The sequence below is a fragment of the Hyphomicrobiales bacterium genome, from assembly GCA_030688605.1.
GTDB lineage: Bacteria > Pseudomonadota > Alphaproteobacteria > Rhizobiales > NORP267 > JAUYJB01.
Genome location: JAUYJB010000015.1, coordinates 1 through 26,330, shown reverse-complemented (window position 1 = coordinate 26,330; position 26,330 = coordinate 1). Strand labels below are relative to the sequence as shown.

General features: G+C 66.6%; 30 protein-coding genes. 23 read left to right on the top strand and 7 right to left on the bottom strand.

The window, feature by feature from the left end:
• Nucleotides 1-26 precede the first annotated feature (26 nt).
• Nucleotides 27-1,559 carry a hypothetical protein gene (locus Q8P46_02085; GenBank protein ID MDP2618961.1) on the bottom strand — a complete coding sequence of 511 codons (1,533 nt, stop codon included), beginning with the start codon at nt 1,557-1,559 and terminating at the stop codon, nt 27-29.
• Between the two features lie 159 nt (nt 1,560-1,718).
• Between Q8P46_02085 and Q8P46_02080 the strand changes: the two genes are divergently transcribed.
• The 5 genes from Q8P46_02080 to Q8P46_02060 all read left to right on the top strand — a co-directional run bounded on the left by Q8P46_02080 (nt 1,719) and on the right by Q8P46_02060 (nt 7,606).
• On the top strand, nt 1,719-2,570 hold the full coding sequence (locus tag Q8P46_02080) for a class II glutamine amidotransferase (protein MDP2618960.1): 852 nt from the start codon (nt 1,719-1,721) through the stop codon (nt 2,568-2,570).
• Between the two features lie 12 nt (nt 2,571-2,582).
• Nucleotides 2,583-3,404, top strand: coding sequence for a CheR family methyltransferase (locus Q8P46_02075; GenBank protein MDP2618959.1), 822 nt, complete (start codon nt 2,583-2,585; stop codon nt 3,402-3,404).
• A gap of 128 nt (nt 3,405-3,532) precedes the next feature.
• Nucleotides 3,533-6,001, top strand: a complete 2,469-nt coding sequence (locus tag Q8P46_02070) for an AAA family ATPase (GenBank protein MDP2618958.1) — start codon at nt 3,533-3,535, stop codon at nt 5,999-6,001.
• Nucleotides 5,998-6,879, top strand: coding sequence for a hypothetical protein (locus Q8P46_02065; protein MDP2618957.1), 882 nt, complete (start codon nt 5,998-6,000; stop codon nt 6,877-6,879). Before Q8P46_02070 ends, Q8P46_02065 begins: the two co-directional genes overlap by 4 nt.
• A 4-nt stretch (nt 6,880-6,883) precedes the next feature.
• The gene (locus Q8P46_02060) at nt 6,884-7,606 is read left to right on the top strand and encodes a CbiX/SirB N-terminal domain-containing protein (protein MDP2618956.1); all 723 of its coding nucleotides are present in this window, start codon (nt 6,884-6,886) and stop codon (nt 7,604-7,606) included.
• Between the two features lie 64 nt (nt 7,607-7,670).
• Here the strand turns inward: Q8P46_02060 and Q8P46_02055 are convergent, their stop codons facing one another.
• On the bottom strand, nt 7,671-7,949 hold the full coding sequence (locus Q8P46_02055) for a hypothetical protein (GenBank protein MDP2618955.1): 279 nt from the start codon (nt 7,947-7,949) through the stop codon (nt 7,671-7,673).
• Between the two features lie 180 nt (nt 7,950-8,129).
• Here Q8P46_02055 and Q8P46_02050 point away from each other — a divergent pair, with 180 nt between their 5' ends.
• The 4 genes from Q8P46_02050 to Q8P46_02035 all read left to right on the top strand — a co-directional run bounded on the left by Q8P46_02050 (nt 8,130) and on the right by Q8P46_02035 (nt 9,982).
• On the top strand, nt 8,130-8,387 hold the full coding sequence (locus Q8P46_02050) for a hypothetical protein (GenBank protein MDP2618954.1): 258 nt from the start codon (nt 8,130-8,132) through the stop codon (nt 8,385-8,387).
• Between the two features lie 106 nt (nt 8,388-8,493).
• Nucleotides 8,494-8,922, top strand: coding sequence for a metallopeptidase family protein (locus Q8P46_02045; protein ID MDP2618953.1), 429 nt, complete (start codon nt 8,494-8,496; stop codon nt 8,920-8,922).
• Between the two features lie 174 nt (nt 8,923-9,096).
• Nucleotides 9,097-9,702 carry a 3-isopropylmalate dehydratase small subunit gene (leuD, locus tag Q8P46_02040; protein MDP2618952.1) on the top strand — a complete coding sequence of 202 codons (606 nt, stop codon included), beginning with the start codon at nt 9,097-9,099 and terminating at the stop codon, nt 9,700-9,702.
• Between the two features lie 16 nt (nt 9,703-9,718).
• On the top strand, nt 9,719-9,982 hold the full coding sequence (locus Q8P46_02035; GenBank protein ID MDP2618951.1) for a hypothetical protein: 264 nt from the start codon (nt 9,719-9,721) through the stop codon (nt 9,980-9,982).
• A 97-nt stretch (nt 9,983-10,079) separates the two neighbouring features.
• Here Q8P46_02035 and Q8P46_02030 read toward each other — a convergent pair.
• Nucleotides 10,080-11,230, bottom strand: a protein-coding gene (locus Q8P46_02030) for an IS630 family transposase (protein MDP2618950.1) whose coding sequence is annotated in 2 segments (ribosomal slippage) — nt 10,080-10,777 and nt 10,777-11,230 — 1,152 coding nt in all. Because the reading frame shifts where the segments join, the coding sequence is not laid out codon by codon here.
• 121 nt (nt 11,231-11,351) lie between these two features.
• Here Q8P46_02030 and leuB point away from each other — a divergent pair.
• Nucleotides 11,352-12,464, top strand: coding sequence for a 3-isopropylmalate dehydrogenase (leuB, locus tag Q8P46_02025; protein ID MDP2618949.1), 1,113 nt, complete (start codon nt 11,352-11,354; stop codon nt 12,462-12,464).
• Nucleotides 12,465-12,543: 79 nt separating this feature from the next.
• Entirely contained in the window at nt 12,544-12,981 is a 438-nt protein-coding gene (locus Q8P46_02020; protein ID MDP2618948.1) for a hypothetical protein, read from the top strand.
• 7 nt (nt 12,982-12,988) lie between these two features.
• Here the strand turns inward: Q8P46_02020 and Q8P46_02015 are convergent, their stop codons facing one another.
• On the bottom strand, nt 12,989-13,465 hold the full coding sequence (locus tag Q8P46_02015) for a DUF2214 domain-containing protein (protein ID MDP2618947.1): 477 nt from the start codon (nt 13,463-13,465) through the stop codon (nt 12,989-12,991).
• Nucleotides 13,466-13,479: 14 nt separating this feature from the next.
• Nucleotides 13,480-13,866 carry a DUF6152 family protein gene (locus Q8P46_02010; protein MDP2618946.1) on the bottom strand — a complete coding sequence of 129 codons (387 nt, stop codon included), beginning with the start codon at nt 13,864-13,866 and terminating at the stop codon, nt 13,480-13,482.
• A 226-nt stretch (nt 13,867-14,092) separates the two neighbouring features.
• On the opposite strand from Q8P46_02010, the gene Q8P46_02005 reads away from it, so the two are divergent.
• Nucleotides 14,093-15,121 carry an aspartate-semialdehyde dehydrogenase gene (locus Q8P46_02005; GenBank protein MDP2618945.1) on the top strand — a complete coding sequence of 343 codons (1,029 nt, stop codon included), beginning with the start codon at nt 14,093-14,095 and terminating at the stop codon, nt 15,119-15,121.
• Here the strand turns inward: Q8P46_02005 and Q8P46_02000 are convergent.
• Nucleotides 15,102-15,323 (bottom strand): hypothetical protein, encoded by a 222-nt coding sequence (locus Q8P46_02000; protein ID MDP2618944.1) that lies wholly within the window; start codon nt 15,321-15,323, stop codon nt 15,102-15,104. The two genes, Q8P46_02005 and Q8P46_02000, sit on opposite strands and share 20 nt — an antisense overlap.
• Nucleotides 15,324-15,412: 89 nt before the next feature.
• Between Q8P46_02000 and Q8P46_01995 the strand changes: the two genes are divergently transcribed.
• Complete coding sequence (locus Q8P46_01995; protein MDP2618943.1) at nt 15,413-16,297, top strand: CoA ester lyase; 885 nt, start codon at nt 15,413-15,415, stop codon at nt 16,295-16,297.
• A 142-nt stretch (nt 16,298-16,439) separates the two neighbouring features.
• Here the strand turns inward: Q8P46_01995 and Q8P46_01990 are convergent, their stop codons facing one another.
• Complete coding sequence (locus tag Q8P46_01990; GenBank protein ID MDP2618942.1) at nt 16,440-16,874, bottom strand: TIGR02300 family protein; 435 nt, start codon at nt 16,872-16,874, stop codon at nt 16,440-16,442.
• 166 nt (nt 16,875-17,040) lie between these two features.
• Here Q8P46_01990 and aroA point away from each other — a divergent pair, with 166 nt between their 5' ends.
• From aroA to trpA, 10 genes are all read left to right on the top strand, one after another.
• Complete coding sequence (gene aroA / locus Q8P46_01985; protein MDP2618941.1) at nt 17,041-18,402, top strand: 3-phosphoshikimate 1-carboxyvinyltransferase; 1,362 nt, start codon at nt 17,041-17,043, stop codon at nt 18,400-18,402.
• Nucleotides 18,399-19,025 (top strand): (d)CMP kinase, encoded by a 627-nt coding sequence (gene cmk / locus Q8P46_01980; GenBank protein MDP2618940.1) that lies wholly within the window; start codon nt 18,399-18,401, stop codon nt 19,023-19,025. The genes aroA and cmk overlap by 4 nt, the downstream gene beginning before the upstream one ends.
• A 242-nt stretch (nt 19,026-19,267) precedes the next feature.
• Nucleotides 19,268-21,055, top strand: coding sequence for a 30S ribosomal protein S1 (gene rpsA / locus Q8P46_01975; GenBank protein MDP2618939.1), 1,788 nt, complete (start codon nt 19,268-19,270; stop codon nt 21,053-21,055).
• Between the two features lie 36 nt (nt 21,056-21,091).
• Nucleotides 21,092-22,072, top strand: coding sequence for a signal peptide peptidase SppA (gene sppA, locus Q8P46_01970; GenBank protein MDP2618938.1), 981 nt, complete (start codon nt 21,092-21,094; stop codon nt 22,070-22,072).
• Nucleotides 22,073-22,116: 44 nt separating this feature from the next.
• Nucleotides 22,117-22,407 carry an integration host factor subunit beta gene (locus tag Q8P46_01965; GenBank protein ID MDP2618937.1) on the top strand — a complete coding sequence of 97 codons (291 nt, stop codon included), beginning with the start codon at nt 22,117-22,119 and terminating at the stop codon, nt 22,405-22,407.
• Between the two features lie 55 nt (nt 22,408-22,462).
• The gene (locus Q8P46_01960) at nt 22,463-22,819 is read left to right on the top strand and encodes a LapA family protein (GenBank protein MDP2618936.1); all 357 of its coding nucleotides are present in this window, start codon (nt 22,463-22,465) and stop codon (nt 22,817-22,819) included.
• Nucleotides 22,820-22,941: 122 nt separating this feature from the next.
• On the top strand, nt 22,942-23,589 hold the full coding sequence (locus Q8P46_01955; protein MDP2618935.1) for a phosphoribosylanthranilate isomerase: 648 nt from the start codon (nt 22,942-22,944) through the stop codon (nt 23,587-23,589).
• Between the two features lie 27 nt (nt 23,590-23,616).
• Nucleotides 23,617-24,834, top strand: a complete 1,218-nt coding sequence (gene trpB, locus Q8P46_01950; GenBank protein MDP2618934.1) for a tryptophan synthase subunit beta — start codon at nt 23,617-23,619, stop codon at nt 24,832-24,834.
• 68 nt (nt 24,835-24,902) lie between these two features.
• A complete protein-coding gene (locus tag Q8P46_01945; protein MDP2618933.1) occupies nt 24,903-25,340 on the top strand; it encodes an endonuclease domain-containing protein in 438 nt (145 codons plus the stop codon).
• Complete coding sequence (gene trpA, locus Q8P46_01940; protein ID MDP2618932.1) at nt 25,337-26,215, top strand: tryptophan synthase subunit alpha; 879 nt, start codon at nt 25,337-25,339, stop codon at nt 26,213-26,215. Before Q8P46_01945 ends, trpA begins: the two co-directional genes overlap by 4 nt.
• Nucleotides 26,216-26,330 lie beyond the last annotated feature (115 nt).

Here is a 26,330-nt window from a genome sequence, read left to right as displayed (position 1 = left end):
CGACGGCGCGGCGCGCCCAAGAGCCGTCAATCCGGACGCGGCGCGGTCTTGAGCGCCGCGACGGCCGCTTCCGCCAGCGTCTTCGCGCCCTCGGTGGTGCCGGCGATCGCCGCAAGATTGATGGCCGTTCCCTGCTCGATTCCCAAGGGCGACAGCAATATGACGCCTTCCCCGCGCCGCCCGGCGCCGTACAAGCGCTCGCCCACCAGATCGAGCGCCTGCGCGAAGGGCCTTGCGGCAAGCGCCAATCGGCTCAATTGCACGACCACGAGGCCCCTGCCGGCCCAGTTTCCGGTCAGGCGATTTGCCAGTGTCATCGGAATCGATACGCCGCCCCAGCGTCCATTGCATTCGATCCAGTGCAGGATGGCGGTCTCATAGTCGCGGCCGGCAATGACGGCATCGAAGCTGCAGCGCCCGAAATAGCCCAGAAGCTGGAATAGGCGGGCAAGCCGAAACGCCTCATCGGCGATGACCGGCGTCCAACGCTCGGGCAGCGACGCCGGCAGGGACCCGACGAACTCGGCCCGCCGCCCGGCAACGATCTGCTCGAACATGCCTTCGAGAACCGGTGGTCCGTCCGCGAGGGTCGGGATCCAGATCTGTATCGACGGGCTGGCAAGAACCGGCGCGTCCCACACCTCAACCAGCAGCGGGTATGCGCCGAGCCACCCGATTCCGCCCAGCACCCTGTGCAGATAGGCGCTCAGCGCCGGCATCGCCCGAGGCCTGATGTCGTCCGAATCCAGGCAGACATTGCCGGCCGACCCGGCGCTGTCGGGAATCTTGATCGCGACCCTGTCGGCGTCTTGCGCCAGGCGGGCCACGCAGGCGGCAAGCGCGGCGGGACCGTAGACTGAATGAAAGCGGGGCTGCGCCCGCGCTCCCAGGACCTCCGTGACCCGGTGCGAAAACCACACCTTGTCATTGACCCGGCGGGTGAGCCGCGGCGGCGGCCCGGCGACGCGGACGGGCGCGCCGCTGCGCTCCGCCAGCGCCCCGGCAAGCACCCAGGCGCTGCCCCTGCCGATATAGGGAAGGATCGTCAGCCCTCCGGCCCCGCTCGCCTTCGCCGCGATACGGTCGAACGCCTTCGCATCGCTGAGACACCTGGTCGCCAGGGGCGTGCGCTCGTCGCCGCCCGCCGCCGGCACGGTGAGGGCATCGATGGCTCCCAAGCCCAGCCCATGCTCGCGGTAATGCTCGAAGGCGGCGCTGCGGCTGCCGCTGATGAGCAGCATGTCTCCGTCGGCGGCCAGATGCGACAGCCGGTATTCGTACACCTGCGCGTTTTGCGGCCTCATCAGGGCCACTTCGCGGTGGTCGCCGATGAAGAGCGCTGCGCCCTCGCCCAAGCCCGCCTCGACGCCCGGCCCGAACACATCCGTGGACGAGAGCGTCGGCTCGTTCGCCAGCAAGTGGGCGGCGATGCCCTCAAGCCGTGCTGCTTCCGACGGCGCAACCGAGGCGGCAAAATTCGCCATGACCGGGACCGAGCCGCGCGTGGCGAGTACGGGGTCGGCCAGGTTGCTTTCCAAAAATCCCGCGAGACCGGTCATGCTCGGACCTCAATCCAGCGGCTGCCGGTAACCAAGCTTGGGTCTCATGGCTTTGGGTGACCTTGATCATGGTCAATTTCGAGCCCGCCTCCAGGCGATAGTCTCGTCACGGCTGCAACTTTCCGGGCCCACGTGCCGGCGCCTGCTTGGCAACGCACCATGTGCCGCCTTTACGGTTTCCATGCCAACGAGCCCACTCGGATCGAGTGCAGCCTGATCCATGCGCAAAACGCGCTGATGGCGCAGAGCATCCGCGACCGGGAAGGGCTGACCAACGGTCACGGCTGGGGCGTCGCCGGCTATCCGGACGGCATTCCATTCGTCGAAAAGCAGGCCTGGGCCGCCTATCACGGCGAGCATTTCAAGAAGACGGCAACACGGGTCTATGCGCGCACCGTCATCGCCCATGTGCGCCGCGCCACGGTCGGCCCGCCGGCCATCGAAAACACGCATCCTTTCGAGCATGGCCGCTGGCTGTTCGCCCATAACGGCACCGTCCCGAATTTCGACGCGATCCGCCGGTGGATGCTGGAAGCCATGGACCCACTCCACCGCAACGAGATTCGCGGCACCACGGACAGCGAGCATATCTTCCGTTATCTGCTTTCTCTCGAGATGCGGGCGCCGGAGCGGGCGTTGCGCGAGACGCTGCACGAGGGGCTTAGACAGATCGTCCTGTGGTCGATGGAGGTGGACCCCGACGCGAGGATCTCCTTGAACGTGCTGTGGACCGACGGCGACCATCTCGTCGGTTCGCGCCTCAACCGGACCCTCTGGTATCTGGAACGCAACGAAATCATCCATTGCCCCGTCTGCGGCCAGCCGCATGTGCATCACTCCTCCAAGCGGGACTATCGCGCCGTGGAGGTCGCTTCCGAGCCGATTACCGACGAGGCCTGGCTCGGCGTGCCCAATGGCACCGTGTTCAGCATCGACCCGGATATCTTCATGCACATCGAGCCGATGGCCCCGGAACTCCTGGAATGCGTTACCCCGGCGGCTGCCGACTAGGAACCGCTCCAGATGAAGGACGCCGACTGCGTTGAATTCCTGCGATGGGCATTGCCGCAGCTTGAGCTGCGTTGGCCGGGGTTCCGCAAGGTGCGCCGCCAGGTGTGCAAGCGCGTCGGCCGGAGGCTGAAGGAACTTGGGCTTGAGACCATCCGGCAATATCGCGAACGCTTGAACGCCGATCCCGAGGAATGGGCGGTGCTGGACGCGGCCTGCCGCATCACCGTCTCGCGCTTCTACCGCGACAGTCAGGTCTTCGCCGTTCTGCGGCGCGAAATCGTGCCGGCGCTGGCCCAGAACGCGTGCGCCGAGGCGCGCGCCGTGCGCTCCTGGTGCGCCGGGTGCGCCTCGGGCGAAGAGGTCTACACGCTGAGAATCCTGTGGGCGGCCGAAATTCAGGCAAGATTTCCCGAAATCGGGTTCGAGATCGTCGGCACGGACGCCGATCCGGTCATGATCCGCCGCGCGCGGCAGGGCTGCTATTCCCGCGGCAGCCTCGAGGACATGCCGCCCGAGTGGCTTTCCCGAGGGTTTACGCGCTCGAACGCAACCTATTGCGTAGCGGATGCCTATCGGCGGGACGTGGCTTTCCTGCTACAGGACATTCGCAGCGAGGCGCCGCCCGGCCCGTTCGATCTGGTCTTGTGCCGCAACCTCGCCTTCACTTATTTCATGCCGGCGCCGCAACGCGACACGCTTGACCGGATCGCGGCCGTGCTGCGGCCTCGGGGCTATCTGGTCGTCGGAGTGCGCGAAAGGCTGCCGCAAGGTGCTCGCGGGTACCGCGCGCTGACCGGCTGCCGGGAGATTTACCGGCGCGACGAAGCGGCGTGACGGACCGCAGGGCGGATCGTGCCGCCGAATGGAACCAGGACGGCTTCCGGGCTATTGACCCGCGTCAACCGAAACGACGACACTCCGCTCTATCCTGTTGAGCGGGGGAACCGAGCAAGGACGAGAAGATGGCACGTTCCCAGAGCCCCGCCCGGGCCTCCGGGCAGGCGTCCGAGGCGGCGGAAAAACTGCCGCCGGAGCGGCTGGTCCGCCGCTGCGACCTTTCCGGGCTTGAATTCAAGACGACGGCCGATCTCGACGAGGGCGACGGTCTGCTTGGCCAGGAGCGGGCGATCGAGGCGATCCGCTTTTCCACCGCCATCGACCGGCACGGCTTCAACCTGTTCGTCATCGGCCCGCCGGGCGCCGGCAAACGCACGGTCGTGCGCAAGTTCCTGGAGGACAAGGCGCGGAGGGATGAACCGCCTCTCGATTGGGTTTATGTCAATAATTTCGCCGAACCGCACAAGCCGCGCGCCATCTCCCTGCCGCCCGGCCGCGCCTTGGCGTTCCGCGATTCCATGGCCGAACTCATCGACGAGCTCGGCACGCTGCTGCCGGCCGCCTTCGAGAGCGAGGACTATCAGAACCGCCGCAACGCCATCGAGGAGCAGTTCCGGCACAAGCAGGAGGAGGCGTTCGAGGCGCTGCGCAAGGAGGCGGAGACCAATCAAGTCGCCATCCTGCGCACGCCGATGGGCTTCGCCATGGCGCCGGCGACGCCGGACGGCCAGGTCATGAAGCCGGACGTGTTCAACGAGCTGCCCGAGGACCGGCGCAAGGCATTCGAGACCGTGATCGAGGGCCTCCAGGAAAAGCTCGCCGCGATCCTCAAGTCGATCCCGAAATGGGACAAGGAGCGGCGGCTCGGCGTGCGCGAGCTGAACCGGGACGCCGCCAAGTCGGCGGTCGGTCAGTCGATCGAGGAGGTCCAAACGAATTTCAAGGACCTGCCGCAGGTCATCGAGCATCTCGAGGTCGTGCGCCAGGACCTGATCGACAATGCCGGCCTGTTCATCGCCAGCAGCGGCGAGGAGGAAAGCGGCATCGTCGCGATTGCCGGCATGGACGGCCGTTTCGACCGCTACCAGGTCAACGTCATCGTCGGCCAGGAGCCGGAGACCAGCGGCGCTCCCGTGGTCGAGGAGACCCACCCCTCGCTCCGCAACCTCCTCGGCCGCGTCGAGCACATGTCGCAGCAGGGCGCGCTGACGACGAACTTCAGCCTCATCAAGGGCGGAGCGTTGCATCGCGCGAACGGCGGCTATCTGCTCATCGATGTGCGCCAGCTGCTGATCGAGCCGCTGTCCTGGGTCGCGCTCAAACGAGCCTTGAAGACCAACTGCATCACCATCGAATCGATGGGCGAGTATCTCAGCCTCATCTCGACCATCTCGCTGGAGCCCGACCCGATCCCGCTCGGCGTCAAGCTGGTGCTGTTCGGCGACCGGCTGCTCTACTATCTGCTCGCCGAGTTCGACCCCGACGTGCGCGAGCTGTTCAAGGTGGTCGCCGACTTCGACGATTCGATGCCCTGGGCGCCGGAGACGGCGGGGCTCTATGCGCGGCTGATCGCCGGCGTGTGCCGGCGCGACGGGCTTTGCCCCTTCGACCGTGACGCCGTGGCCCGGGTCGTCGAGCGCTGCGGCCGCTTCGCCGAGGACAGCAAACGCCTGTCGCTGCTCGTCGACCCCATGGCCGACCTGATGCGCGAAGCCGACTTCCGCGCCCGCGAGGCCAAGCGCGACGTGGTGACGGCGACCGATGTCGATGCCGCCGTCGAGGCGCAGATCCGCCGCTCCAGCCGCCTCAAGGAGCGCGCCGAGGAGCATATTCTGCGCGGCATCGCCCTCGTCGACACCGAGGGCCAGGCGGTGGGCCAGGTGAACGGCCTCAGCGTGTTGCAGCTCGGCGGCTTTGCCTTCGGCCGGCCGAGCCGGATCACCGCCCGGGTCCGGCTCGGCGCCGGCAAGGTCGTCGACATCGAGCGCGAGGTCGAGCTCGGCGGCCCGATCCACTCCAAGGGGGTGCTGATCCTGTCCGGCTATCTGGCGGCGCAATATGCGCCGGAAGCGCCGATGTCGCTGGCGGCGACGCTTGTCTTCGAGCAATCCTATGGCGGGGTCGAGGGCGACAGCGCGTCCGCCGCCGAGCTCTTCGCGCTGATCTCGGCGCTCGCCGAAGTACCGCTGCGCCAGGATCTGGCGGTGACCGGCTCGATCAACCAGATGGGCCATGTTCAAGCCATCGGCGGGGTGAACGAGAAGATCGAAGGCCATTTCGACCTGTGCAAGGCGCGCGGGCTGACCGGCACCCAGGGGGTCATCATCCCGGATTCGAACGTCCAGCACCTGATGCTGCGCGACGACGTGATCGAGGCCTGCGCCGCCGGAAAGTTCGCCGTCTATTCCATCGCCACGGTCGATCAGGGCCTTGCGCTCCTGACCGGCATGCCGGCCGGCGTGCGCAGGGCCGACGGCGCGTTTCCGGACGGCTCCGTCAACCGCCGCGCCGAGGAGAGGCTCGTCGCCTTCGCCGAGGCGCGCAAGCGCTTCGGCGCTGCGGGGGAGGCGGCGGAGACGGAGAAGAAGCCATGAGAACGCCGCAGGTCGCCGCCGCCGAGGTCTTCCGCCGCATGATCATTGCGCTCGGCGCCGGCGGCGCCAGCGAGGAGGGCCTTGCCGCCGCGGCGGAGATCGCCGCCCTGATGGGACTCGAGATCGAGGGCCTGTTCATCGAGGACGAGGCGGTGCTCGGCCTTTCCGCGCTGCCGTTTTTACGCGAGATCGAGGCGGGCTCGCTTGCTTCGCGTCCGTTCGAACCGGCGAGGCTCGAAAGCGAGATGCGGCTTGCCGCCGGCGCCCGCCACAGGGCGCTTGCGGCAGCCGCGCGGCGGAGCCGGACCACGTTCCGTTTTCAGGCGGTGCGCGGCGAGATCGAGGCCATCGTCTCGCGCACCGTCGGCGCCACCGACATCATGGTCGTGATCGAGCCGCGGGGCGCGGCCGAGCGCACCAGCCACGCAGCGGTGACGATGCGCCGCGCGGCGATGCGCTCGCACGCTTCGGTTCTCTATGTGCCGGCGCCAGTGAGACGGCGCCGGGGCGCGGTCGCGGCCTTCGTGGGGCGCGACGGCGATCAGACCGAGCTCCTGCGCCTTGCCGCGCGCATCGCGGCAGCCAGCGATAACGATCTCGTCGTGCTGTCGACGGACCTCGCCGATGCCGGCCGTCAGCGGATCGCCAAGCTTGCCGGCGCGGCTGGCCTCGCCGCTGGCCGCGTCCGGCTGCTGCCGCTTGCAGACGACAGCCCGGGCGCTCTCGCTCGGGCATTGGAGAGCATCGAGCAGCGCCTCGTGGTGTTGAGCCGCGGCGCCCTCGGCCTCGATGACGAACGGGCCCTGACGGCGCTTGCGGCCCGATTGCGGGTCCCCATCCTGACGGTGGAGCGGCCCGAGAAGAGCGCCGAAGGCTGAAGCGGTGACCGGCCGGAGCGAAGAGCAAACCGGACTTTTGATCGTTGCCCATGGCGAGCGCGGCGGCAGCACGGAAAACCGCCTGGCCCATGCGCTCGCAGAGCGGATGCGGTCAGGCGGGCGCTACGCCCAGGTCGAAGTCGGTTTCCTCCGCGCGCGGCCGCGCGTCGAGCAGGCGGCGGCCCGGTTCGCGGCAAAGCGGTTTGCCGTCTATCCGCTGTTCATGAGCGACGGCTATTATGTCCGCGAGGCGATCCCCGAACGGCTCGGCGGTTCGGCCCGCCGAGGGCAGGCGACCATTCTCGATCCCCTCGGCGTCGACCCGAAGCTTCCGGCCCTGGTGGCGAGGCTGGCGCGTCAGACTGCGGACCGGGCGGGAAAGGAGAGTGCCGCGGCCCATCTCCTTCTCGTCGCGCACGGTTCCTCGAAGAGCGGTGAATCCGCCGAGGCCGCGCGCGCCATTGCGGAAAAGGTCGCGGCGATCGCCGATTTCGCCTCGGTTGACGTCGCCTTTCTCGAGGAGGAGCCGTTTCTCGACCATGTGCTGCCCCGCGCGCCGGGGGCGGCGGTGGTCGTCGGCCTGTTCGCCGGCGATGGGCTGCACGCCGGCGAGGACCTGCCGGCGGCGGTGGCCAGGAGCGGCCGCCGCGACATCGCGCTTTGCCCTTCGATCGCGTCGGAGCCGGCGCTTCTCGACCTGATCGAGCGGGCGCTTGTCGGACCATGAAAAAACCGGCCCCGAAAGCGTGGGGCCGGTATTGCCGGAGGCGAGGGAGGAACAAATTCCGTTCTCAGTGGTGCTCGTGCAACCAGCAGTTTTTGACCTTCTTCCAGACCGGGCCGGCCGGCGTCCAGATCTTCTTCCACTTCTTCGTGCAGTGCTTGTGCAATGCCGGGCCGAAGAAGGGGTCGCCGAAATAACCCGGCGTGCCGATGCCGACCGAAAAGCCGTCGCCGTGAATGCCGAGGCTGAAGCCGACATGGCTGGCGCTGGCGGGGGTGGCGGTGGGCGCGATGGCCGCGACCGACAGGGCGGCGGCGGTGGCCAGGGTGATGATGGTCTTCCTCATGGTTCAACTCCTTTGGGGTGCGGGTTCGAAGTGCGAAGACAATGGTGAGACGCCGAAAGCGCCGAGCCGGTTCAAACGGGTCCGATCTTTTTTCGTGATTGCACCGCAACCCATTGATTAAGTTGATTGTTTGAAACGGAACGAAATCTGTTGCATGAGGTAGCGGGGAGGATTTCTGGCATGAGCCAGGGTCGCGAGGAGCGGGAGTCGGAGCGCCGGCGCGCGGCGCTGCGCGACCTCGAGCGCGCCGGCGAGCAGTCCGAGGTGGTCTTTTCGAGTTCGGTGAAGCGGGTGGTCGCGCGTGCGTGGGATCACTTCACCGCCGCCGACGCCGACAGCACCGAACGCATCGAGGTCTGGGGACGGCGCATCGGCCGCGCGCTATCGCTCATTGCGGTGCTCGTGCTCGCATATTATCTCGCCGTCACCTATCTCTAGCTTTCGCGGAAGATACCGCCGCGACTTGGGATTTCGGGTCTCGCTGCTTGACCTGCGGTCGCTTTGGAGCTTTGTCGTTACCCCGGGGGGCCCGAGGGAGAAGATCATGGCGGTCAGCCGATGGGTTCAAATGACCGACTGGGGAAGTCTCGAGGCGCCGAGCCTGGAGGAATTGGAGCGTCTGGCCCGGCAGGCCTATGCGGCGCTGCCGCAGGAGTTTCGCAACCTGTGCGATGCCCTGCTCATTCGGGTTGAGGAATTTCCCACAGCCGAGGTGCTCGACGAGCTCGACGTTGAATCCGAATTCGACCTGCTCGGGCTGTTCGCCGGCATCGGCCTTGCCCACAAGGGCAGCGTCTTCTCCGGCGAGATGCCGAACATGATCCGCCTCTACCGGCGGCCGATCCTCGACTATTGGGCCGAGCACGAGGAGTCCCTGGGCAGTGTCGTCACCCATGTGCTGGTGCACGAGATCGGCCATCATTTCGGCCTCTCCGACGACGACATGGAGCGCATCGAGCTCGCGGCGGGCTAGAGCATGTTCCGCAAAAGTGGGAACCGGTTTTGCGAAAAGAACATGCTCAATCAAAGGGATAAAAGCGAAATCCGATTCAGTTCGAACGGAATTCGCTCTTGACCCTTGACCCCGGCGCTGCCGATCGGCCATGACAAGGGGCCGTGAGGCCGTTTCGGCTGGAGAACTTGCGGAATGGAAAAATTCACCACGCTTTCCGGCGTCGCCGCGCCGCTCGACATGATCAATGTCGACACCGACATGATCATTCCCAAGCAGTATCTGAAGACCATCGCCCGCACCGGCCTCGGCAAGGGCCTGTTCACCGAGATGCGCTATCATGACGACGGCTCGGAGAATCCCGATTTCGTCCTCAACAAACCCGCCTACCGCAACGCCAAGATCCTGATCGCCGGCGAGAATTTCGGCTGCGGCTCGAGCCGCGAGCACGCCGCCTGGGCGCTTCTGGACTTCGGCATCCGCTGCGTCGTCGCGCCGTCCTTCGCCGACATCTTCCATTCCAACAGCGCCAAGAACGGCATGCTGCTCGTCACCCTGCCGCGGCGGGAGATCGACAAGCTCTTGGACGACGCCGCGCGCGGCGCCAACGCGACGCTCACCGTCGATCTGGAAAGCCAGGAAATCCGCGGGCCCGACGGCGGCGTCATCGCCTTCGACATCGACCCGTTCACGAAGCACTGCCTCATCAACGGCCTCGACGATATCGGCCTGACCCTGGACAAGGCGCAGGCGATCGAGGCGCACGAGAGGAAGCTGCGCGAAACACGGCCTTGGCTGTGAGTAAGGATGGCCTCAAATGAGTTACCCGGAGTTTGTTGTTCCCGTCGGCGCGCTGATCGTCGCGCTGCTGATGCTGGCCGGCGGCGGTTATCTCGTCTACCGCAACTCCAAGCCGGGCTGGAGCTCCTATACGCTGCAGGCCTTCGGCCTCGTCATGTTCGTGCCGACGGTGTTCCTTCTCGCCGTCTACGGCCTGCTTTCCAAGGAGATCATCGCCACGCTGCTCGGCGGCATCGCCGGCTATATCTTCGGCCGCGGCGGCAGCTCGGCCAAGGACTGAGCCCGGCGGCGCTTTCAGATGAAGGTCCCCGTCGGCGCCCAAGGCCCGAACCCGTCCCTTGCCAGGACCGCTTGAAGCGACTAGTCGGCTGATTCAGTCAGATTGAAGGGTATAGATGCTTGAGTTTAGTGCGAGCGTCTTTGGTGGTGAAGTGCCAGTCGGACTTGGTGTGATGGGCATTGCGATCGTGCTCCCAGGCGGCGATTTCCTCGATGAGGGTTTGTTTATCGGGAATGCGGCGGTCGAGACATTGGGAGGAGAGGACGCCGAGTTCGGACTCCGCGAGATTGAGCCAAGAACCGTGCTTTGGGGTGTAGTGCCATTCGAAGCGTTCAACCAGGCGCCTGGCTTCGGCGGCTGGAAAGGCCTCGTAGAGTGACGCCTTGCTGTGGATGTTGAGATTGTCCTGGACCAGAACGATGGTTTTGGCGTCTGGGAAGTGGACATCGGCCAAGTCTTTCAAGACGCGAGCGTAGTCCACGGCGGTGTGGCGATCGGTGACCTCGACATGGCGCCAGCCTTCGAGCGGGGCGAATAGCATGAACAGGTTGGCGGTGCCGTTGCGCTGGTACTCGTAATCGAACCGGGCCGGACGCCCCGGTTTCATCGCGATCGGCGTCCGCGTTTCGGCGATCAGTTGCTTCGAGGTCTCGTCCAGGCAGACCAGCGGGCGGTCGGGATCATGGGGCCGCGTGTAGACGGCGAGTACGTCTTCCATCGCCGCTACGAAGGCGCTGTTGGCCTTCGGCGGGATGACCCAGCACTGGCGGCGATGGGGCTTGAGCGTGTTTTTTTGAGCGTGCGTCCGATCGTCGAGTCGCTCGCGCGCTCGACGATGCCGAGTTCCACGACCTTGTTCTCCAACAGTCGCAAGGTCCAGCGCGCGCGTCCCTTGGGAGGCTTGGAGCAGGCCAGGGCGATCAGCTTGGCTTCCTTCTCACCGTCGAAGATGCGCGCCACCGCCGGCGTTGTGCGCTGTTTGCGGCTCAGAACCGCCGCAAAACCCTCTTCCACCAGTTGCTTGCGCACCCGGTAGACCATGGAGGCGCTGGTATCGAGAGCCGTGATGATCCGAGCGTCACTCCAGCCTTCGCCGGCGTCCGTGACATCGGCCTTCAACAGGATGCGCGCCTTCAGCAGCCGCTGCGCGGGCCCCTTGCCTTTTCGGATCAGCGCCTGGAGTTGCTCGCGTTCCTCCGCGCTCAGCCGCACCACATATTTCTTTACCGCAATGTCCTTTCCAGCCATGTTCGCCTCCGTCGCTCGAACCGCGACCAAAGCGAATCATCAAATCCTTTCAAATTGGTTGAAGCGGGCGACTAGCAATCCTCCGCTTGCTAGGAGGGAACGGACCAACGGGGACGGGCACATGGCGACCTACGATCTTCTTCTTCTTCCCGGCGACGGCATCGGCCCGGAGGTCATGGCCGAGGTCGAGCGCATCGTCGCCTGGCTCAACGCCGCAGGCCCCGACAGGTTCAAGACCGAGGAGGATCTGGTCGGAGGTGCCGCCTACGACGCGCACGGCAAGGCGATCTCCGACGAGGCGATGGCCAAGGCGCTTGCCGCCGACGCCGTCATCTTCGGCGCCGTCGGCGGGCCGAAATGGAACGACGTGCCCTATGACGCGCGCCCCGAGGCCGGTCTTCTGCGGCTCAGAAAGGACCTCGAGCTGTTCGCCAATCTGCGGCCGGCGATCTGCTATCCGGCCCTCGCCGACGGCTCGTCGCTGAAGCGGGAAATCGTCGAGGGGCTCGACATACTGATCATCCGCGAGTTGACGGGCGGCGTCTATTTCGGCGAGCCGAAGGAGATCCGCGACCTCGGCAACGGCCAGAAGCGCGCCGTCGACACCCAGGTCTACGATACCTACGAGATCGAGCGCATCGCGCGGGTCGCCTTCGACCTCGCCCGGACCCGCGGCAATCTGGTGCACTCGGTGGAAAAGCGCAACGTCATGAAGACCGGCGTGCTGTGGCACGAGGTGGTCAGCCGCGTGCACGCGGCCGAATACCCTGACGTCAGGCTGGAGCACATGCTCGCCGACAATTGCGCCATGCAGCTCGTGCGCAACCCGAAGCAGTTCGACGTGATGGTCACCGACAACCTGTTCGGCGACGTGCTCTCCGACATCGCCGCCATGTTGACCGGCTCGCTGGGCATGCTGCCGTCGGCCTCCCTCGGCGCGCCGGACGCCAAGACCGGCCGCAGGCGAGCGATGTACGAGCCGGTGCACGGCTCGGCCCCCGACATCGCCGGCCAGGGCCTCGCCAACCCGATCGCCATGATCGCCTCCTTCGCCATGGCGCTCAGATATTCCTTCGGCAAGGGCAAAACCGCCGACCTGATCGAAAAGGCCATCGCCAAGGCGCTCGAGGAGAGCCTGCGCACGAGCGACATCATGCAACAGGGCTGCAAGAAGGTTTCCACCGCCGAAATGGGCGCGGCCATCCTCAAGGCGATGGAAAAGGCCGCAGGCTGATGGACGGCCCCGGCGTCCCTCTTTTGCGGCGGGCGGCAATACGGTATCCTGCGATCGCGTATTAGGGGAGGATCGGCCCATGCGCCGGCTCATCACGTCCTTGGGGCTCGGCTGCTTCATGCTCATTGTCCCGTCGGGCGCGGCCCTTGCGGGCTGCGCGGAATCAATCGGCCTGCTTGCCAAGCAAGTCACGCTGATCGGCGACGCCAGTGCACTCGCCGCCGATCCGAACACCCCGCTCGGGCCGGGCGACACGCTGATCACGCTCGAAAAACCGGCACTGAAATCGCGCACGGCCGAGGCCTTCGACGTGTTCGAAACGCCGCAACCCGCTGCGGGAGACAAGGCGGATTGGGGATTTTCGGCCAATCTGGCGCGCGCCCGTGAATCGCTCGACAATGCGCGCACGGCGCTCGACCGTGGCGATACCCCCGCCTGCGAGGAGGCAATCACGGTGGGCCTCGCGGCGGCTCACCGGGCGCGGGCTTGGCTTACGAGGGGTGCCGGCTCCTCCTAGAGCGGCTTTAGAGGAAGGCGATCCATCGCCCGGCAAGCAGCGCCGTAATCCAGATCGCCATCGACAGCGCTGCCGAAAATTTGAGCCCCGGCGCGACATTTCCGCCTGTGATCGCCGTCCGCCAGGCGGGGGTGAACCGGATGGCGAGCGCATGGATCGCACCGAGCGCGACCAGCGATATCTTGGTCAGGAAGGCCGGGTTGCCGGCATATTCAAGCGGCTGCACCGAAAACAGGAAAAAACCCGTGGCGATGGCGAATGTCAGCCCGGTGGCGGAAATCGCCGTCATCAGGCGGATGAATGGGCCGGCCGCCACGCCCTGAAACAGACCGAGCAGTCTAAGATCGGCGGGAAGGATCCCGCCGATCAGAAGCGTCAGGGAGAAAATGTGCCCGGCGTTGACGAACGGGTAGATGTAGACGGAGCGACGAACGAGCGCCGCCACGTCCCAATCGTGCAGCGCCGTCAGCCATTCCGTCAGCATTGCCGCCCCGAGCCTCAGATGCTCGGGACGCGATCGGGATAGACGTCGTAGGTCTTGCCGTTCACGACGACGCGCGCCGCCTTCATGCGCAGCTGGCCGTGATCGCGCGCCCGGAAGCCGATCAACGTCGCTTCGTCGCCGATTTTGGCCGCGTCCTCGTTGAAGCCGGCGCGCAACGAGCGCGACAGCGGCGCGAGATCCACGTCCCAGACCCCGTCCCCGGCGCGCACCTTCAGCGTGACGTGCGGGTTGCCGATATAGATGTGCTCGATGACGCCCGTCAGCTTGAACGGCTCGTCCTCGGTCCAGGCCCAGCCGTGGTGGGCGGCGGCGGCGGGGGCAAGCAGCGCGAGGGCTAAGCCTGACAGGATGACCCGGCGGCTCAGGTGGTGAATGCGCATGTCAGGTCCTCCTTCGACCGGCGACGGCTTCCGGCGCCATTGACAGACGCAATATAATGCGCCCGGAGCGGCGACCAAATCACGCTTTGGCGAGCGGGAGCAGCCGGTGCCGAGGCAAGCGGCAGGGTGCGCCGGCCGCGCGCGACATTTAGTCTGGCTTGACATTTCCGGAACGATGAGGCTCTAGGAAGCCGCGCAACACGCCGCACCCCGAGGAGAATTCGTCATGGGTTACAAGGTCGCCGTGGTCGGCGCGACCGGCAATGTCGGCCGCGAGATGCTGAACATCCTGGCCGAGCGGAAATTCCCCGCCGACGAGGTCCATGCCGTCGCCTCGCGCCGTTCGCTCGGCACCGAGGTCTCCTTCGGCGAGCGGAGGCTGAAGTGCCGCGACCTGGAGCAGTTCGACTTCTCGGGCGTCGATTTCTGTCTGATGTCGGCCGGCGGCGCGATCTCGAAGGAATGGTCGCCCAGGATCGGCAAGGCCGGATGCCTGGTGATCGACAATTCATCGGCCTGGCGCTACGACCCCGACGTTCCGCTGGTGGTGCCCGAGGTCAATCCTGACGCCGTCGCCGGCTTCCCCAAGAAGAACATCATCGCCAATCCGAACTGCTCAACCGCCCAGCTCGTGGTGGCGCTGAAGCCGCTGCACGATTTGGCCAGGATCAAGCGCGTGGTGGTCGCCACCTACCAGTCGGTCTCCGGCGCCGGCAAGGAGGCGATGGACGAATTGTGGACGCAGACCCGCGGCATCTTCGTCACCGACATGCCGGAAGCGAAGAAGTTCACCAAGCAGATCGCCTTCAACGTCATTCCCCATATCGACGTGTTCATGGAGGACGGGTCGACCAGGGAAGAGTGGAAGATGGTCGCCGAGACCCACAAGATCCTGGACCCCAAGATCAAGCTCACCGCGACCTGCGTGCGGGTGCCGGTCTTTGTCGGCCATTCGGAGGCCGTCAATATCGAGTTCGAGAAGCCGATCACCGCGGACAAGGCGCGCGACGTATTGCGCGAGGCGCCGGGCTGTCTCGTCATCGACAAGCGCGAGAATGGCGGCTATGTGACGCCGGTCGAATGCGTCGGCGACTATGCCACCTTCATCTCCCGCATCCGCGAGGACGAGACCGTCAAGCACGGCCTGAACATCTGGGTCGTCTCCGACAATCTGCGCAAGGGCGCGGCGCTCAACACGGTGCAGATCGCCGAGACCGTCGTCAATCGCGGCCTGATCAAGCAGAAGGCGGCGTAAGGCACGCTTCGCGCCGGCCCAGCCGGTGCATGCGCACCCGGGCAACGGCGCGCAACAAGGCGTCCTGGCTCTCGATGAGCGCCAGCTCGTCGAGCCCGGCGCGCACCGTGCGCCGCAGAATCTCGCGCAGGCTCGCCGAAGCGCTCTCCAACGCATCCTCCGCGCGCGCGACCTGAGACGAGATGTTCACCGGCGTGGCCATCGGTCGCCGTCCCTTCTCGTGCCAAGAATGGTGACACAGGGCTCTACCCTCGATTAGTTTGCATCGCAACAATTGATGGGAGAGGAGCGATGAGCGACGAGATCAGGCCGCGGCGCAGCACCCTCTACATGCCGGGCTCCAACGCAAGGGCCCTGGAAAAGGCAAAGACGCTTGCCGCCGACGCGCTGATCCTCGATCTGGAGGACGCGGTCGCGCCCGCGGCCAAGGCCGCCGCCCGCGACCAGGTCAAGGCGGCGGTCGCCGCCGGCGGCTACCGCCCGCGCGAGGTGGTCATCCGCATCAACGCCCTGTCGACGGAATGGGGCCGCGACGACCTTGACGCCGCCCTTGCCGCCGGGCCCGACGCCATCCTGGTTCCCAAGGTATCGAGCGCCGGCGAGCTTGACCGCATCCGCGCCGCCTTCGCCGCCGCCGGCTCGGACGGGCGCGTGGCCTTGTGGATCATGATGGAGACGCCGCTTGCCATTCTCAACGCCGCCACGATCGCGGCTGGCGCCGCCGATCGCGATGCGCGGCTTGCCTGCCTCGTCATGGGCACCAACGATCTTGCCAAGGAGACCGGCGCGAGCCTCGGCCACGGCCGCTTCGCCATGGTCCCCTGGCTTGCGACCTGCGTCGCGGCGGCGCGAGCCAACGGCCTTGCCATCCTCGACGGGGTCTATAACGACATCCGCGACGCGGAGGGCTTCGCGGCCGAATGCGCGCAGGGCGCAGCCCTCGGCATGGACGGCAAGACGCTGATCCACCCCTCCCAGGTGCCGCCGGCCAACGAGATCTTCGCCCCGGCTCCGGCGGAAATCGAGCGGGCGCGGGCGATCATCGCCGCCTTTTCCCGGCCGGAAAATGAAGGCAAGGGGGCAATCGAGCTTGACGGGCGCATGGTCGAGCTTCTGCATCTGGAGACCGCGCGCCGGACCATGGCGCTTGCCGCCGCGATCGCGGCCACCCTCTAGAGCGGGATGAGGAAAAGCGGGAACCGGTTTTCCGCCCGCATCCTGCTCTATCTTATTAGAATCGATCACGTTTTATGATTTTGGATCGATTCGATCCGAAATCACCGTGATCCACAGCGCTTCCCGGTCCAAAGGAACCGCTCTAGGTCTCGTCGTTGCCGGCGTCGATGCCGCCGCCGAGGAGCCCGGTGACGTCGTCGTCTTCCTCCTCGTCGTCCTCGAGAAAGGTATCGTCGTCGTCGGTGTCGAGCGCTTCGTCTTCGATCTCGAACTTGTCTTCCTCGACCGCCTCGCCGGCCCGCTTCGCGGGCGCCTGTTCTTTTTCGGCCTCCTCGAGGGAGACTATTTCGGGCTTTTCCTTGGCCGGGGCTTTCTTGACCGGGACGGGTACCGGCTTTGCCGGCGCCGGTTGCGGGCTGACGCGTTCGACCGGCGGTTGGTAGACCGTGCTGCACTTCGGACAGACGATCGGCGTCCGGCCGAAATCATAAAACTTTGTGCCGCAGCTGGCGCAAGTCCGTTTGGTGCCGAGTTGGGGTTTCGCCACGACGGGGGTCTCGTCCTGTTCTGGTTTCATCCAAATTGGTCGCCGTCATCGCCACGATGGCGGCGGGCTGTCAAAACTTAGAAAGCCTATTTCGCGGCCATGGCCGCATGTCAAGCCCTTCGATCATGACGGCGGCGCCCGGCATGTGTTAGGAGAGGCCGGCGCGCGCCGTAGAGCCGCGTTTCAGGGCAGACTTATGATCCACTCGACGACGCCGACACCCCTTCGTGCAAGCCCCGGTTCGGCGTTGAGGGGATCGCTCCGCGTGCCCGGCGACAAATCGATCTCGCATCGCGCCGTCATGATCGCCGGCCTCGCCCGGGGCGAGACGCGGATCGAAGGGTTGCTCGAATCAGACGACGTCATGGCCAGCGTCGCGGCGATGCGCGCGCTCGGCGCCGGCATCGCGCGCGCCGGCGACGGCCTCTGGTCGGTGCGCGGATGCGGCAATGGCGCGCTGCTCGATCCCGACGGTCCGCTCGACCTCGGCAATTCGGGAACCGGCGCCAGGTTGCTCATGGGCCTCGTTGCCGGCCAGGGGCTGCGGGCCGCCTTCACCGGCGATGCCTCGCTGCGCAAGCGGCCGATGGGCCGCGTGCTCGCGCCGCTGCACTTGATGGGCGCACGCGTCCTCGAGGGCGCCGAGGGCCAATGTCTGCCGCTGACCCTGGAGGGCACGGCGCCGGCGATCCCGATCCGTTACCGCCTGCCCGTCGCCTCGGCCCAGGTCAAGTCGGCGATCCTTCTTGCCGGCGTCAATGCGATCGGCACCACCAGCGTCATCGAACCGGCCGCAACGCGCGACCATACCGAGCGCATGTTGCGCCATTTCGGCGCCGAGGTTTCGATCGAGGCGGGCGAGGACGGGCGCCATATCGGCGTCGCCGGCGAGGCCGATCTCGTCGGTTGCAATGTGCGCGTACCGGGGGATCCGAGCTCGGCCGCGTTCCCGCTCGTGGCGGCCCTCCTTGTCGGCGGATCGCGGGTGACCGTCGAAGCGGTGATGGTCAACCCAACGCGGGCGGGGCTGTTTGCGACCCTGCGGGAAATGGGCGCCGAGCTCGAATTCCGCAACGAGCGCGAGGAAGGCGGCGAGCCGGTTGCCGACATAAGCGCGGCGTCAAGCCGGCTCAGGGGCGTCGAGGTGCCGGCCGGACGCGCGCCCACCATGATCGATGAATATCCGGTTCTAGCCGTCGCCGCCGCCTTCGCCGAGGGCGACACAGTGATGCGGGGCCTCGGCGAATTGCGGGTCAAGGAGAGCGACCGCTTACAGGCGATCCTCGACGCGCTGGCCGCAAACGGCGTCGAGGCGCGGGCCGAGGGCGACGATCTGATCGTCCGCGGCAGTGGCGGCCGGGTGCCGGGAGGGGGCCTCGTCGCAACCCATATGGACCACCGCATCGCCATGGCCTTTCTGGTCATGGGACTTGCCTCGGAGCGGCCGGTCGACATCGACGATGCGGCCATGATCGCGACCAGCTTTCCGCGGTTCCAGGCGCTGATGGCAAGCCTCGGCGCCGGCGTCGCCGCGATCGGCGGGGCGACGGTCGAATGATTATCGCCATCGATGGCCCGGCGGCCTCCGGCAAGGGCACGCTTGCGCGCCGCCTTGCCGCCCATTACGGGCTCAACTATCTCGACACCGGCCTGCTGTACCGCGCGGTCGCCCACGCGCTGATCTCGCGCGGCCTCAGCCCGGCTGACGAGGAGGCGGCGTGCGCCGCGGCCCGCGACCTCGATCCGGCGGCGCTCGACGAACCGGCGCTGCGCGGGCGCGGCGTCGGGGCGGCGGCGTCCATCGTCGCCGCGATCCCGGGCGTCCGCGACCTCTTGCGCGCCTTCCAGCGGCGGTTTGCCGCTTCTCCCCCGGGGGCGGTCATGGACGGGCGCGACATCGGCACCGTGGTGTGCCCCGACGCCGACGTAAAGCTTTATGTGACCGCAAGCCCGGAGGAACGCGCGCGGCGGCGCTGGAAAGAATTGACGCAGAGCGGGGAGGATGCCGTGCTGGCCGACATCCTGGCCGACCTCGAGCACCGCGACGCGCGCGATCGCGAGCGTGCCGTGGCGCCGCTCAGGCGCGCCACCGATGCGCACTTGCTCGACACCACGGAATTGGATATAGAGGCCGCGTTTCGTGCGGCCGTCGAGCTGATCGACGGTTCCCTATCGGCCTGACCGGGCATGGCGCAATTGCCTGCCCCGAAAGTGTCGTTCGTGTTGTGCCCCATGCGGCCTTTCCGACCGCCGGAGGCGGAGCGGGCAAGACCGGACCAGCGCGAAAAGCAGGATCAGGGCCCTTGAGCTGCGAGTGCGCCGCCTGTCGGCAACGGACCGACGGCCGCCGCGGGGAAATTCGCAACTCGGGCCGCGTAGGATAATTTTGGACAAGGCGCCCCCCGCACCGGCAAGGAGTATTCATGGCCCAAGCCTCAGTCGACACGTTGAACCCGACCCGGGAGGATTTTACCGCGCTGCTAGAGGAATCGTTTCAGTCCGCCGGACTTGAAGAAGGCAGCGTGATCAAAGGCCGAGTGGTGGCCATCGAAAAGGATCTGGCCGTCATCGATGTCGGTCTCAAGACTGAAGGCCGCGTGCCGCTGAAGGAGTTCACCGGTCACGGCAAGGGCGAGGAAATTACCGTCGGGAGCGAGGTCGAAGTCTATCTCGAACGGGTCGAGAACGCGCTCGGCGAGGCGGTGCTGTCGCGCGACAAGGCGCGCCGCGAGGAGGCCTGGGAACGGCTCGAGAAGAGCTACAAGGAAAACGAGAAGGTCGAGGGCCAGATCTTCAATCAAGTCAAGGGCGGCTACACCGTCGATCTGGAAGGCGCGGTCGCCTTCCTGCCGCGCAGCCAGGTCGACATCCGGCCGGTGCGCGATATCGGGCCGCTGATGAACACGCCGCAGCCGTTCCAGATCCTCAAGATGGACCGCCGCCGCGGCAACATCGTCGTCTCGCGCCGCTCGGTGCTGGAGGAGACGCACGCCGAACGCCGGCACGAGATCGTTCAGAACTTGCAGGAGGGCCAGGTCGTCGAGGGGGTGGTGAAGAACATCACCGATTACGGCGCCTTCGTCGATCTCGGCGGCATCGACGGCCTGTTGCACGTCACCGACATCGCTTGGCGGCGTATCAGCCATCCCGCCGACGTGCTGTCGGTCGGCCAGACGGTCAAGGTTCAGATCATCAAGGTCAACCAGGAGACGCACCGCATCAGCCTCGGCATGAAGCAGCTCGAGGCCGATCCGTGGGAGGGCATCGAGACGAAATACCCGGTCGGCACCAAGTTCACGGGCCGGGTCACCAACATCACCGACTATGGCGCCTTCGTCGAGCTGGAACCGGGGATCGAGGGCCTGATCCACGTTTCCGAGATGAGCTGGACCAAGAAGAACGTTCACCCCGGCAAGATCGTCTCCACCTCCCAGGAGGTCGAGGTAATGGTGCTCGAGGTCGACCCGGTCAAGCGGCGCATCTCGCTCGGCCTCAAGCAGACCATGGACAATCCGTGGACGACCTTCGCGGACCGGTTTCCGAAGGGCACCACCATCGAGGGCGAGATCAAGAACATCACCGAGTTCGGCCTGTTCATCGGCCTGGAGGGCGATGTTGACGGCATGGTGCACCTGTCCGATCTCGACTGGAACCGGCCGGGCGAGGAGGCGATTCGGGACTATAAGAAGGGCGATGTGGTCAAGGCCGCCGTGCTCGACGTCGATACCGAGAAGGAGCGCATCAGTCTCGGCATCAAGCAGCTCGGCGGCGATCCGTTCAGCAAGGCGTCGGGCGAGTTCAAGAAGGGGGCGACCGTCACCTGCGAGGTCATGGAGGTCAAGGACAACGGGCTCGAGGTCAAGATCGCCGACACCGAACTTGTCGCCTTCATCCGCCGCTCCGACCTCTCGCGCGAGCGCTCCGAACAGCGCCCGGAGCGTTTTGCGGTCGGCCAGAAGGTCGACGCCAAGATCACCCAGTTCGACAAGAAGAGCCGCAAGATCTCCGCCTCGATCAAGGCGCTCGAGATCGCCGAGGAAAAGGAGGCGGTGGCCCAGTACGGCTCCGTCGATTCCGGCGCCTCGCTCGGCGACATTCTCGGCGCCGCGCTCAACAAGGCGCAGAAGGGCAGCGCCGCGAAAGGCGGCGCGGCGAAGGCCGAGGTAGACGAGGACGCCGCCGACAAGGCCGGGGCGGCCGAGGACGAGTAGCGGCCGGTCCGCGCCGCCGGCAAGCGGAAGAACCGCATGAGCCTGGACGCCGATGCACTCGTCGATCGACGCCGTCTCAGCCGGCGGGCAAGCTTCTGGCGCGTCGTCGCCTTCCTGCTCGCGCTGGCCGCGATCTTCCTTGCCGCCGTTCTGATCGGCGGCGAGGAGCTTCTCGACCGCCGCCCGCATATCGCCCGCATCACCATCGACGGACTGATCACCGATGACCGCAAGCAGCAGGAGCTGATCGAGCGCGCCAGCAAGGATGACCGCGTCAAGGCGCTGATCCTGGCGATCAATTCCCCGGGCGGCACGACCGCGGGGTCGGAAGCCTACTATCAGGCGATCCGGGCGGCCGGAGGCCGCAAGCCGGTGGTCGCGGTGCTCGGCACGCTAGCGACCTCGGGCGGCTATATCGTCGCCATCGCCACTGATCGCATCTTCGCCCGCGGCAATACCATCACCGGCTCCATCGGCGTCATCTTCCAGTGGGCGCAGATCCGCGAGGCGCTGGAAACGCTCGGCGTTCAGGTCGAGGAGGTCAAGAGCGCGCCGCTCAAGGCCGAGCCGTCGCCGTTCGCCGAGACATCGGAGGAAGCGCTCGCCGTGATGCGCGACATGGTCGCCGATTCCTATCGATGGTTCCTTGATCTCGTCGCCGAGCGGCGCCAGCTGGAGGCCGCCGAAGCCCGCCGCCTCGGCGATGGCCGGGTCTATACCGGCCGCCAGGCGCTCGGTGCCGGCCTGATCGACGAGGTCGGCGGCGAGAGCGAAGCCATCGGCTGGCTGTTCGAAAACTACGGCATCGATCCCAAGATCAAGGTCCAGGACTGGGAGCGGGAAAGCGAGTTCGGGGCTCTTAGCCTGCTCGATGGCGTCGCCTTGCGCCTGGCGCGGCTCGTCGGACTTGACCCGTTGGCAGCGATGCAACTCCTCGGAGAAATCGATGCGGCTCAACGACTTCGCCTTGACGGGCTGATTTCAGTTTGGCAGGCTCCAGGGGAGAAGGCGGACTAACCGTCGGCTGCCACAGGCATTTTGCCTGTCAGGGGAGGCACGCAATGATCAAGTCCCAACTTGTCCAGCGCATGGTTCGCGCAAATCCGCACCTGTTCCAACGGGACGTGGAGAATATCGTCAATACCATCATCCACGAGATTACGACGGCGTTGGCCTCCGGCAACAGGGTCGAGCTGCGCGGCTTCGGCGCCTTTTCCGTGAAAAACCGGCCCGCGCGCATGGGTCGCAATCCGCGCACCGGGGCCACCGTCTATGTCAGCGAGAAATACGTCCCGTTCTTCAAATCGGGCAAGGAAATGCGCGAGCGGCTGAACAGGGGCGGCGCCGGTTGACGGTATTGGCCGATCGCCGAAGGGCCGGTGAGAACCCGGGCGGAGCGGTCGCACGATGATCAAGAAGATCGTCTACATCGTTGTCCTCGGCCCGATCGCGCTGATCGTCATCGCGTTTTGCGTCGCCAACCGCCAGCTTGTCGACTTTTCCTACGATCCGCTGGGCGGCGCCGACCCGACCATGACTCTGCGGCTGCCCTTGTTCGTGCTGATCCTTGCCGGCATCCTGATCGGCATTGTGGCCGGCGGCTTCGCCGCCTGGCTGCGCCAGGGCAAGTGGCGCCGGTCGGCGCGGGTCAACGCCCATGAAGCGGCGCGCTGGCAGCGCGAAGCCCAGGAGCTGCGCCAGCGGCTCGAAGAAAGCGCCCGGCGCGCGCTGCCCGGAGCAAGCGCCGAGCCGCCGCTGTCCTGACAGGCGCGGATCCTCGACCCGGCTACTTGAGCATTGACGCGCCGGGCCATATGTCTTGGCGGCTGGAGCGGTTCCCTATGACCAGGAGCCGCTCTGGACGCCAGCCTAAGCAAAGTGGATCGATGACGCCCAAGATCAAGATCTGCGGCCTGTCGACGCCGGAAATGGTCGACGCCGCCCTGGCCGCCGGGGCCGATTGCCTGGGTTTCGTGTTCTACGAGCCGAGCCCGCGCCATATCGCCTACGAGACGGCCGCCCGGCTCAATGCGCGCGTCGCCGGCAGGGCGCAGAAGGTGGCGCTGACCGTCGATGCCGACGATGCCCGCCTTGCCGCGATCGCCAAGAGCCTCGATCCCGACTGGTACCAGCTGCACGGGCGCGAGAGCCCGCGACGGGTGCGGGAGATCCGCGCCCGCTTCGGCCGGCCGGTGATCAAGGCGATCCACATCGCCCGCGCCGAGGACGCGGCCGCTGCCGCCGGCTACGTTGACGCCGCCGACATGCTGCTTTACGACGCCAAGGCGCCGGACGGCATGGTGGGCGCGCTTCCCGGCGGCAACGGGGTCCTGTTCGACTGGACGCTGATCGGCGGCGAGCGGCCGCTGCCGGTGATGCTCTCCGGCGGGCTTAGCCCCGACAATGTCGCCGAAGCGATCCGGATCGTGCGGCCCGACGCCGTCGACGTCTCCTCCGGCGTCGAGCGCAGGCCCGGCGAGAAGGACCCGGAACGCATCGCTCTGTTCGTCGAACGGGCCCGGTCCGTGCAGTGAAAGAGGCGTTTGCGAAGAGGGCGTCCGGTGAGCCGTAACATCGTCAATACCTACCGCGCCGGTCCCGACGAGCGGGGCCGTTTCGGCATCTATGGCGGCCGCTTCGTCGCCGAGACGCTGATGCCGCTGATCCTCGACCTGGAGGCGGCCTACGAAGCGGCCAAGGCCGATCCCGCCTTCAAGGCCGAGCTCGAGCATCTCAACGCCCATTATGCCGGCCGGCCGAGCCCGCTCTATTTCGCCGAGCGCCTGACCGCTCACTTCACCGGCGCCAAGGTCTATTTCAAGCGCGACGAGCTGAACCACACCGGCAGCCACAAGATCAACAATTGCCTCGGCCAGATCCTGCTCGCCCTGCGCATGGGCAAGAAGCGCATCATCGCCGAGACCGGCGCCGGTCAGCACGGCGTCGCCGTGGCGACGGTTGCGGCGCGCTTCGGCCTGCCCTGCGTCGTCTATATGGGCGCCGTCGACATCGAGCGGCAGAAGCCGAACGTGTTCCGCATGAAGCTGTTGGGCGCCGAGGTGCGCCCGGTCACCTCCGGGTCGAGCACGCTGAAGGACGCCATGAACGAGGCGCTGAGGGACTGGGTCGCCCATGTCGAGGAGACCTTCTACATCATCGGCACGGTGGCCGGCCCGCATCCCTATCCGGCGATGGTGCGCGACTTCCAGTCGGTGATAGGCACCGAGACGCGGGCGCAGATCATGGAGGCCGAGGGGCGCCTGCCCGATACGCTCGTTGCCTGCATCGGCGGCGGGTCGAACGCCATGGGCCTGTTCCACCCCTTCCTCGACGAGCCGAAGGTGGAAATTTTCGGCGTCGAGGCCGGCGGCAAGGGGATCGAGACCGGCGCGCACGCCGCCTCCTTGACCGGCGGTAGCCCCGGCGTGCTGCACGGCAACCGCACCTATCTGCTGCAGGACGCGGACGGCCAGATCAGGGAGGCGCATTCGATCTCGGCCGGCCTCGACTATCCCGGCATCGGGCCGGAGCATTCCTGGCTCAAGGATATGGGCCGGGTGAATTATGTCTCGGTCACCGACGATGAGGCGCTTGCCGCCTTCAAGCTGTGCACCGAGCTTGAAGGCATCATCCCGGCGCTGGAGCCGGCCCACGCGCTTGCCCATGTCGCCCGCATCGCGCCGGAGCGTGAGGCCGACCACATCATCGTCATGAATCTGTGCGGCCGCGGCGACAAGGACGTGTTCACCGTCGCCGAGCATCTCGGCGTGGAGCTTTAAGGCGATGACCTCGCGGCTTGCTCGGCACGTCCCCTCCCCCCTTGCGGGGGAGGGTTAGGGAGGGGGGTATGCCGCACCGTCAGGTCGCCGACATCCGGCGCGCCCATGCCAAGCGTATGCGCAGCACAATGAGCGACGCGGAACGCGCCCTTTGGCAGCGGCTTCGTGCCCATCGGTTCCGCGGCTTGGGTTTCCGCCGGCAGGTTCCCGTCGGTCCGTATATCGCCGACTTCGTCTGCCAAGAGGCCCGGCTCGTGATTGAACTTGACGGTGGTCAACACGGAGTAGCCGGCGAAGTTTTGCACGACCGCCGAAGAACGGCTTGGCTTGCGGGACGGGGTTACAGAATCTTGCGCTTCTGGAATGATGAGGTCTTGAAGAACATGGACGGTGTGCTTCGCCGAATCGAGGAAGAGTTGCGGGACACACCCCCCTCCCGGTCCACCGCTTCGCGGCGGCCCGACCTCCCCCTCAAGGGGGGAGGTGTTTGGAAAAACCGGCGATGAGTGAGACCCGCATCGACCGGCGCTTCGCGGCGCTGAAAGCCCAAGGCCGCGCCGGCCTCGTGACTTTCGTCTCGGCCGGCGACCCGGACTACGAAACATCGCTGGAGCTTATCAAGGCGCTGCCCGGCGCCGGCGCCGACGCGATCGAGCTCGGCATGCCGTTCACCGACCCGATGGCCGACGGCCCGGCCATCCAGGCCGCCTCGCAGCGGGCGCTGAAGGCCGGCCAGACCATGGTCAAGACGCTTAAGATGGTGCGCGCCTTCCGCGCCGGCGATGCCGAGACCCCGATCGTGCTGATGGGCTATTACAACCCGATCTACATTTACGGCAACGAGCGCTTTCTCGCCGACGCCCTTGCCGCCGGCGTCGACGGGCTGATCGTCGTCGACCTGCCGCCGGAGGAGGACGACGAGCTGTGCCTGCCGGCTCTCAAGGCAGGCCTCAATTTCATCCGCCTGGCGACGCCGACGACCGACGACAAGCGGCTCACCAAGGTGCTGACCAACACTTCCGGCTTCGTCTATTACGTCTCGATCACCGGCATCACCGGCACCGCCGCGCCCGACCCGTCGGCGGTGTCCGCCGCGGTCGCGCGCATCAAGCAGCACACCGATCTGCCGGTCGCCGTCGGCTTCGGCGTCACCGGCGCGGCGCAGGCGCGGGCGATCGCCGACGGCGGCGCCGATGGCGTCGTCATCGGCTCGGCGCTGGTCGGCGCCATCAAGGCGAGCCTTGATGCAAACGGCCGCGCGACGGACAAGACCGTTGAAGGCGTTCTTGCACTCGTCGGCGATCTTGCCGCCGGGCTCGGCGCCGCCGTCAAGCCCAAGGCCGGAGCGAAACCGCGGCCCGCCAGGGCGCCCCGCGCCTAGAGCGGTTCATGGTTATAGGGAACCATTTGACCGGGATGATTTTGCGCCGTGGCCAGGCGCGGCTCGCCGGGCGATGCGGGTCGCATCGGCCAACAGCCGCAACACCGCCACGGCG

What these genes read in the sequence shown, in the direction of transcription:
- Q8P46_02085 (MDP2618961.1), bottom strand. Translation starts at nt 1,559, where the DNA reads ATGACCGGTCTCGCGGGATTTTTGGAAAGCAACCTGGCCGACCCCGTA.
- Q8P46_02080 (MDP2618960.1), top strand. Translation starts at nt 1,719, where the DNA reads ATGTGCCGCCTTTACGGTTTCCATGCCAACGAGCCCACTCGGATCGAG.
- Q8P46_02075 (MDP2618959.1), top strand. Translation starts at nt 2,583, where the DNA reads ATGAAGGACGCCGACTGCGTTGAATTCCTGCGATGGGCATTGCCGCAG.
- Q8P46_02070 (MDP2618958.1), top strand. Translation starts at nt 3,533, where the DNA reads ATGGCACGTTCCCAGAGCCCCGCCCGGGCCTCCGGGCAGGCGTCCGAG.
- Q8P46_02065 (MDP2618957.1), top strand. Translation starts at nt 5,998, where the DNA reads ATGAGAACGCCGCAGGTCGCCGCCGCCGAGGTCTTCCGCCGCATGATC.
- Q8P46_02055 (MDP2618955.1), bottom strand. Translation starts at nt 7,949, where the DNA reads ATGAGGAAGACCATCATCACCCTGGCCACCGCCGCCGCCCTGTCGGTC.
- Q8P46_02050 (MDP2618954.1), top strand. Translation starts at nt 8,130, where the DNA reads ATGAGCCAGGGTCGCGAGGAGCGGGAGTCGGAGCGCCGGCGCGCGGCG.
- Q8P46_02045 (MDP2618953.1), top strand. Translation starts at nt 8,494, where the DNA reads ATGGCGGTCAGCCGATGGGTTCAAATGACCGACTGGGGAAGTCTCGAG.
- leuD (MDP2618952.1), top strand. Translation starts at nt 9,097, where the DNA reads ATGGAAAAATTCACCACGCTTTCCGGCGTCGCCGCGCCGCTCGACATG.
- Q8P46_02035 (MDP2618951.1), top strand. Translation starts at nt 9,719, where the DNA reads ATGAGTTACCCGGAGTTTGTTGTTCCCGTCGGCGCGCTGATCGTCGCG.
- leuB (MDP2618949.1), top strand. Translation starts at nt 11,352, where the DNA reads ATGGCGACCTACGATCTTCTTCTTCTTCCCGGCGACGGCATCGGCCCG.
- Q8P46_02020 (MDP2618948.1), top strand. Translation starts at nt 12,544, where the DNA reads ATGCGCCGGCTCATCACGTCCTTGGGGCTCGGCTGCTTCATGCTCATT.
- Q8P46_02015 (MDP2618947.1), bottom strand. Translation starts at nt 13,465, where the DNA reads ATGCTGACGGAATGGCTGACGGCGCTGCACGATTGGGACGTGGCGGCG.
- Q8P46_02010 (MDP2618946.1), bottom strand. Translation starts at nt 13,866, where the DNA reads ATGCGCATTCACCACCTGAGCCGCCGGGTCATCCTGTCAGGCTTAGCC.
- Q8P46_02005 (MDP2618945.1), top strand. Translation starts at nt 14,093, where the DNA reads ATGGGTTACAAGGTCGCCGTGGTCGGCGCGACCGGCAATGTCGGCCGC.
- Q8P46_02000 (MDP2618944.1), bottom strand. Translation starts at nt 15,323, where the DNA reads ATGGCCACGCCGGTGAACATCTCGTCTCAGGTCGCGCGCGCGGAGGAT.
- Q8P46_01995 (MDP2618943.1), top strand. Translation starts at nt 15,413, where the DNA reads ATGAGCGACGAGATCAGGCCGCGGCGCAGCACCCTCTACATGCCGGGC.
- Q8P46_01990 (MDP2618942.1), bottom strand. Translation starts at nt 16,874, where the DNA reads ATGAAACCAGAACAGGACGAGACCCCCGTCGTGGCGAAACCCCAACTC.
- aroA (MDP2618941.1), top strand. Translation starts at nt 17,041, where the DNA reads ATGATCCACTCGACGACGCCGACACCCCTTCGTGCAAGCCCCGGTTCG.
- cmk (MDP2618940.1), top strand. Translation starts at nt 18,399, where the DNA reads ATGATTATCGCCATCGATGGCCCGGCGGCCTCCGGCAAGGGCACGCTT.
- rpsA (MDP2618939.1), top strand. Translation starts at nt 19,268, where the DNA reads ATGGCCCAAGCCTCAGTCGACACGTTGAACCCGACCCGGGAGGATTTT.
- sppA (MDP2618938.1), top strand. Translation starts at nt 21,092, where the DNA reads ATGAGCCTGGACGCCGATGCACTCGTCGATCGACGCCGTCTCAGCCGG.
- Q8P46_01965 (MDP2618937.1), top strand. Translation starts at nt 22,117, where the DNA reads ATGATCAAGTCCCAACTTGTCCAGCGCATGGTTCGCGCAAATCCGCAC.
- Q8P46_01960 (MDP2618936.1), top strand. Translation starts at nt 22,463, where the DNA reads ATGATCAAGAAGATCGTCTACATCGTTGTCCTCGGCCCGATCGCGCTG.
- Q8P46_01955 (MDP2618935.1), top strand. Translation starts at nt 22,942, where the DNA reads ATGACGCCCAAGATCAAGATCTGCGGCCTGTCGACGCCGGAAATGGTC.
- Q8P46_01945 (MDP2618933.1), top strand. Translation starts at nt 24,903, where the DNA reads ATGCCGCACCGTCAGGTCGCCGACATCCGGCGCGCCCATGCCAAGCGT.
- trpA (MDP2618932.1), top strand. Translation starts at nt 25,337, where the DNA reads ATGAGTGAGACCCGCATCGACCGGCGCTTCGCGGCGCTGAAAGCCCAA.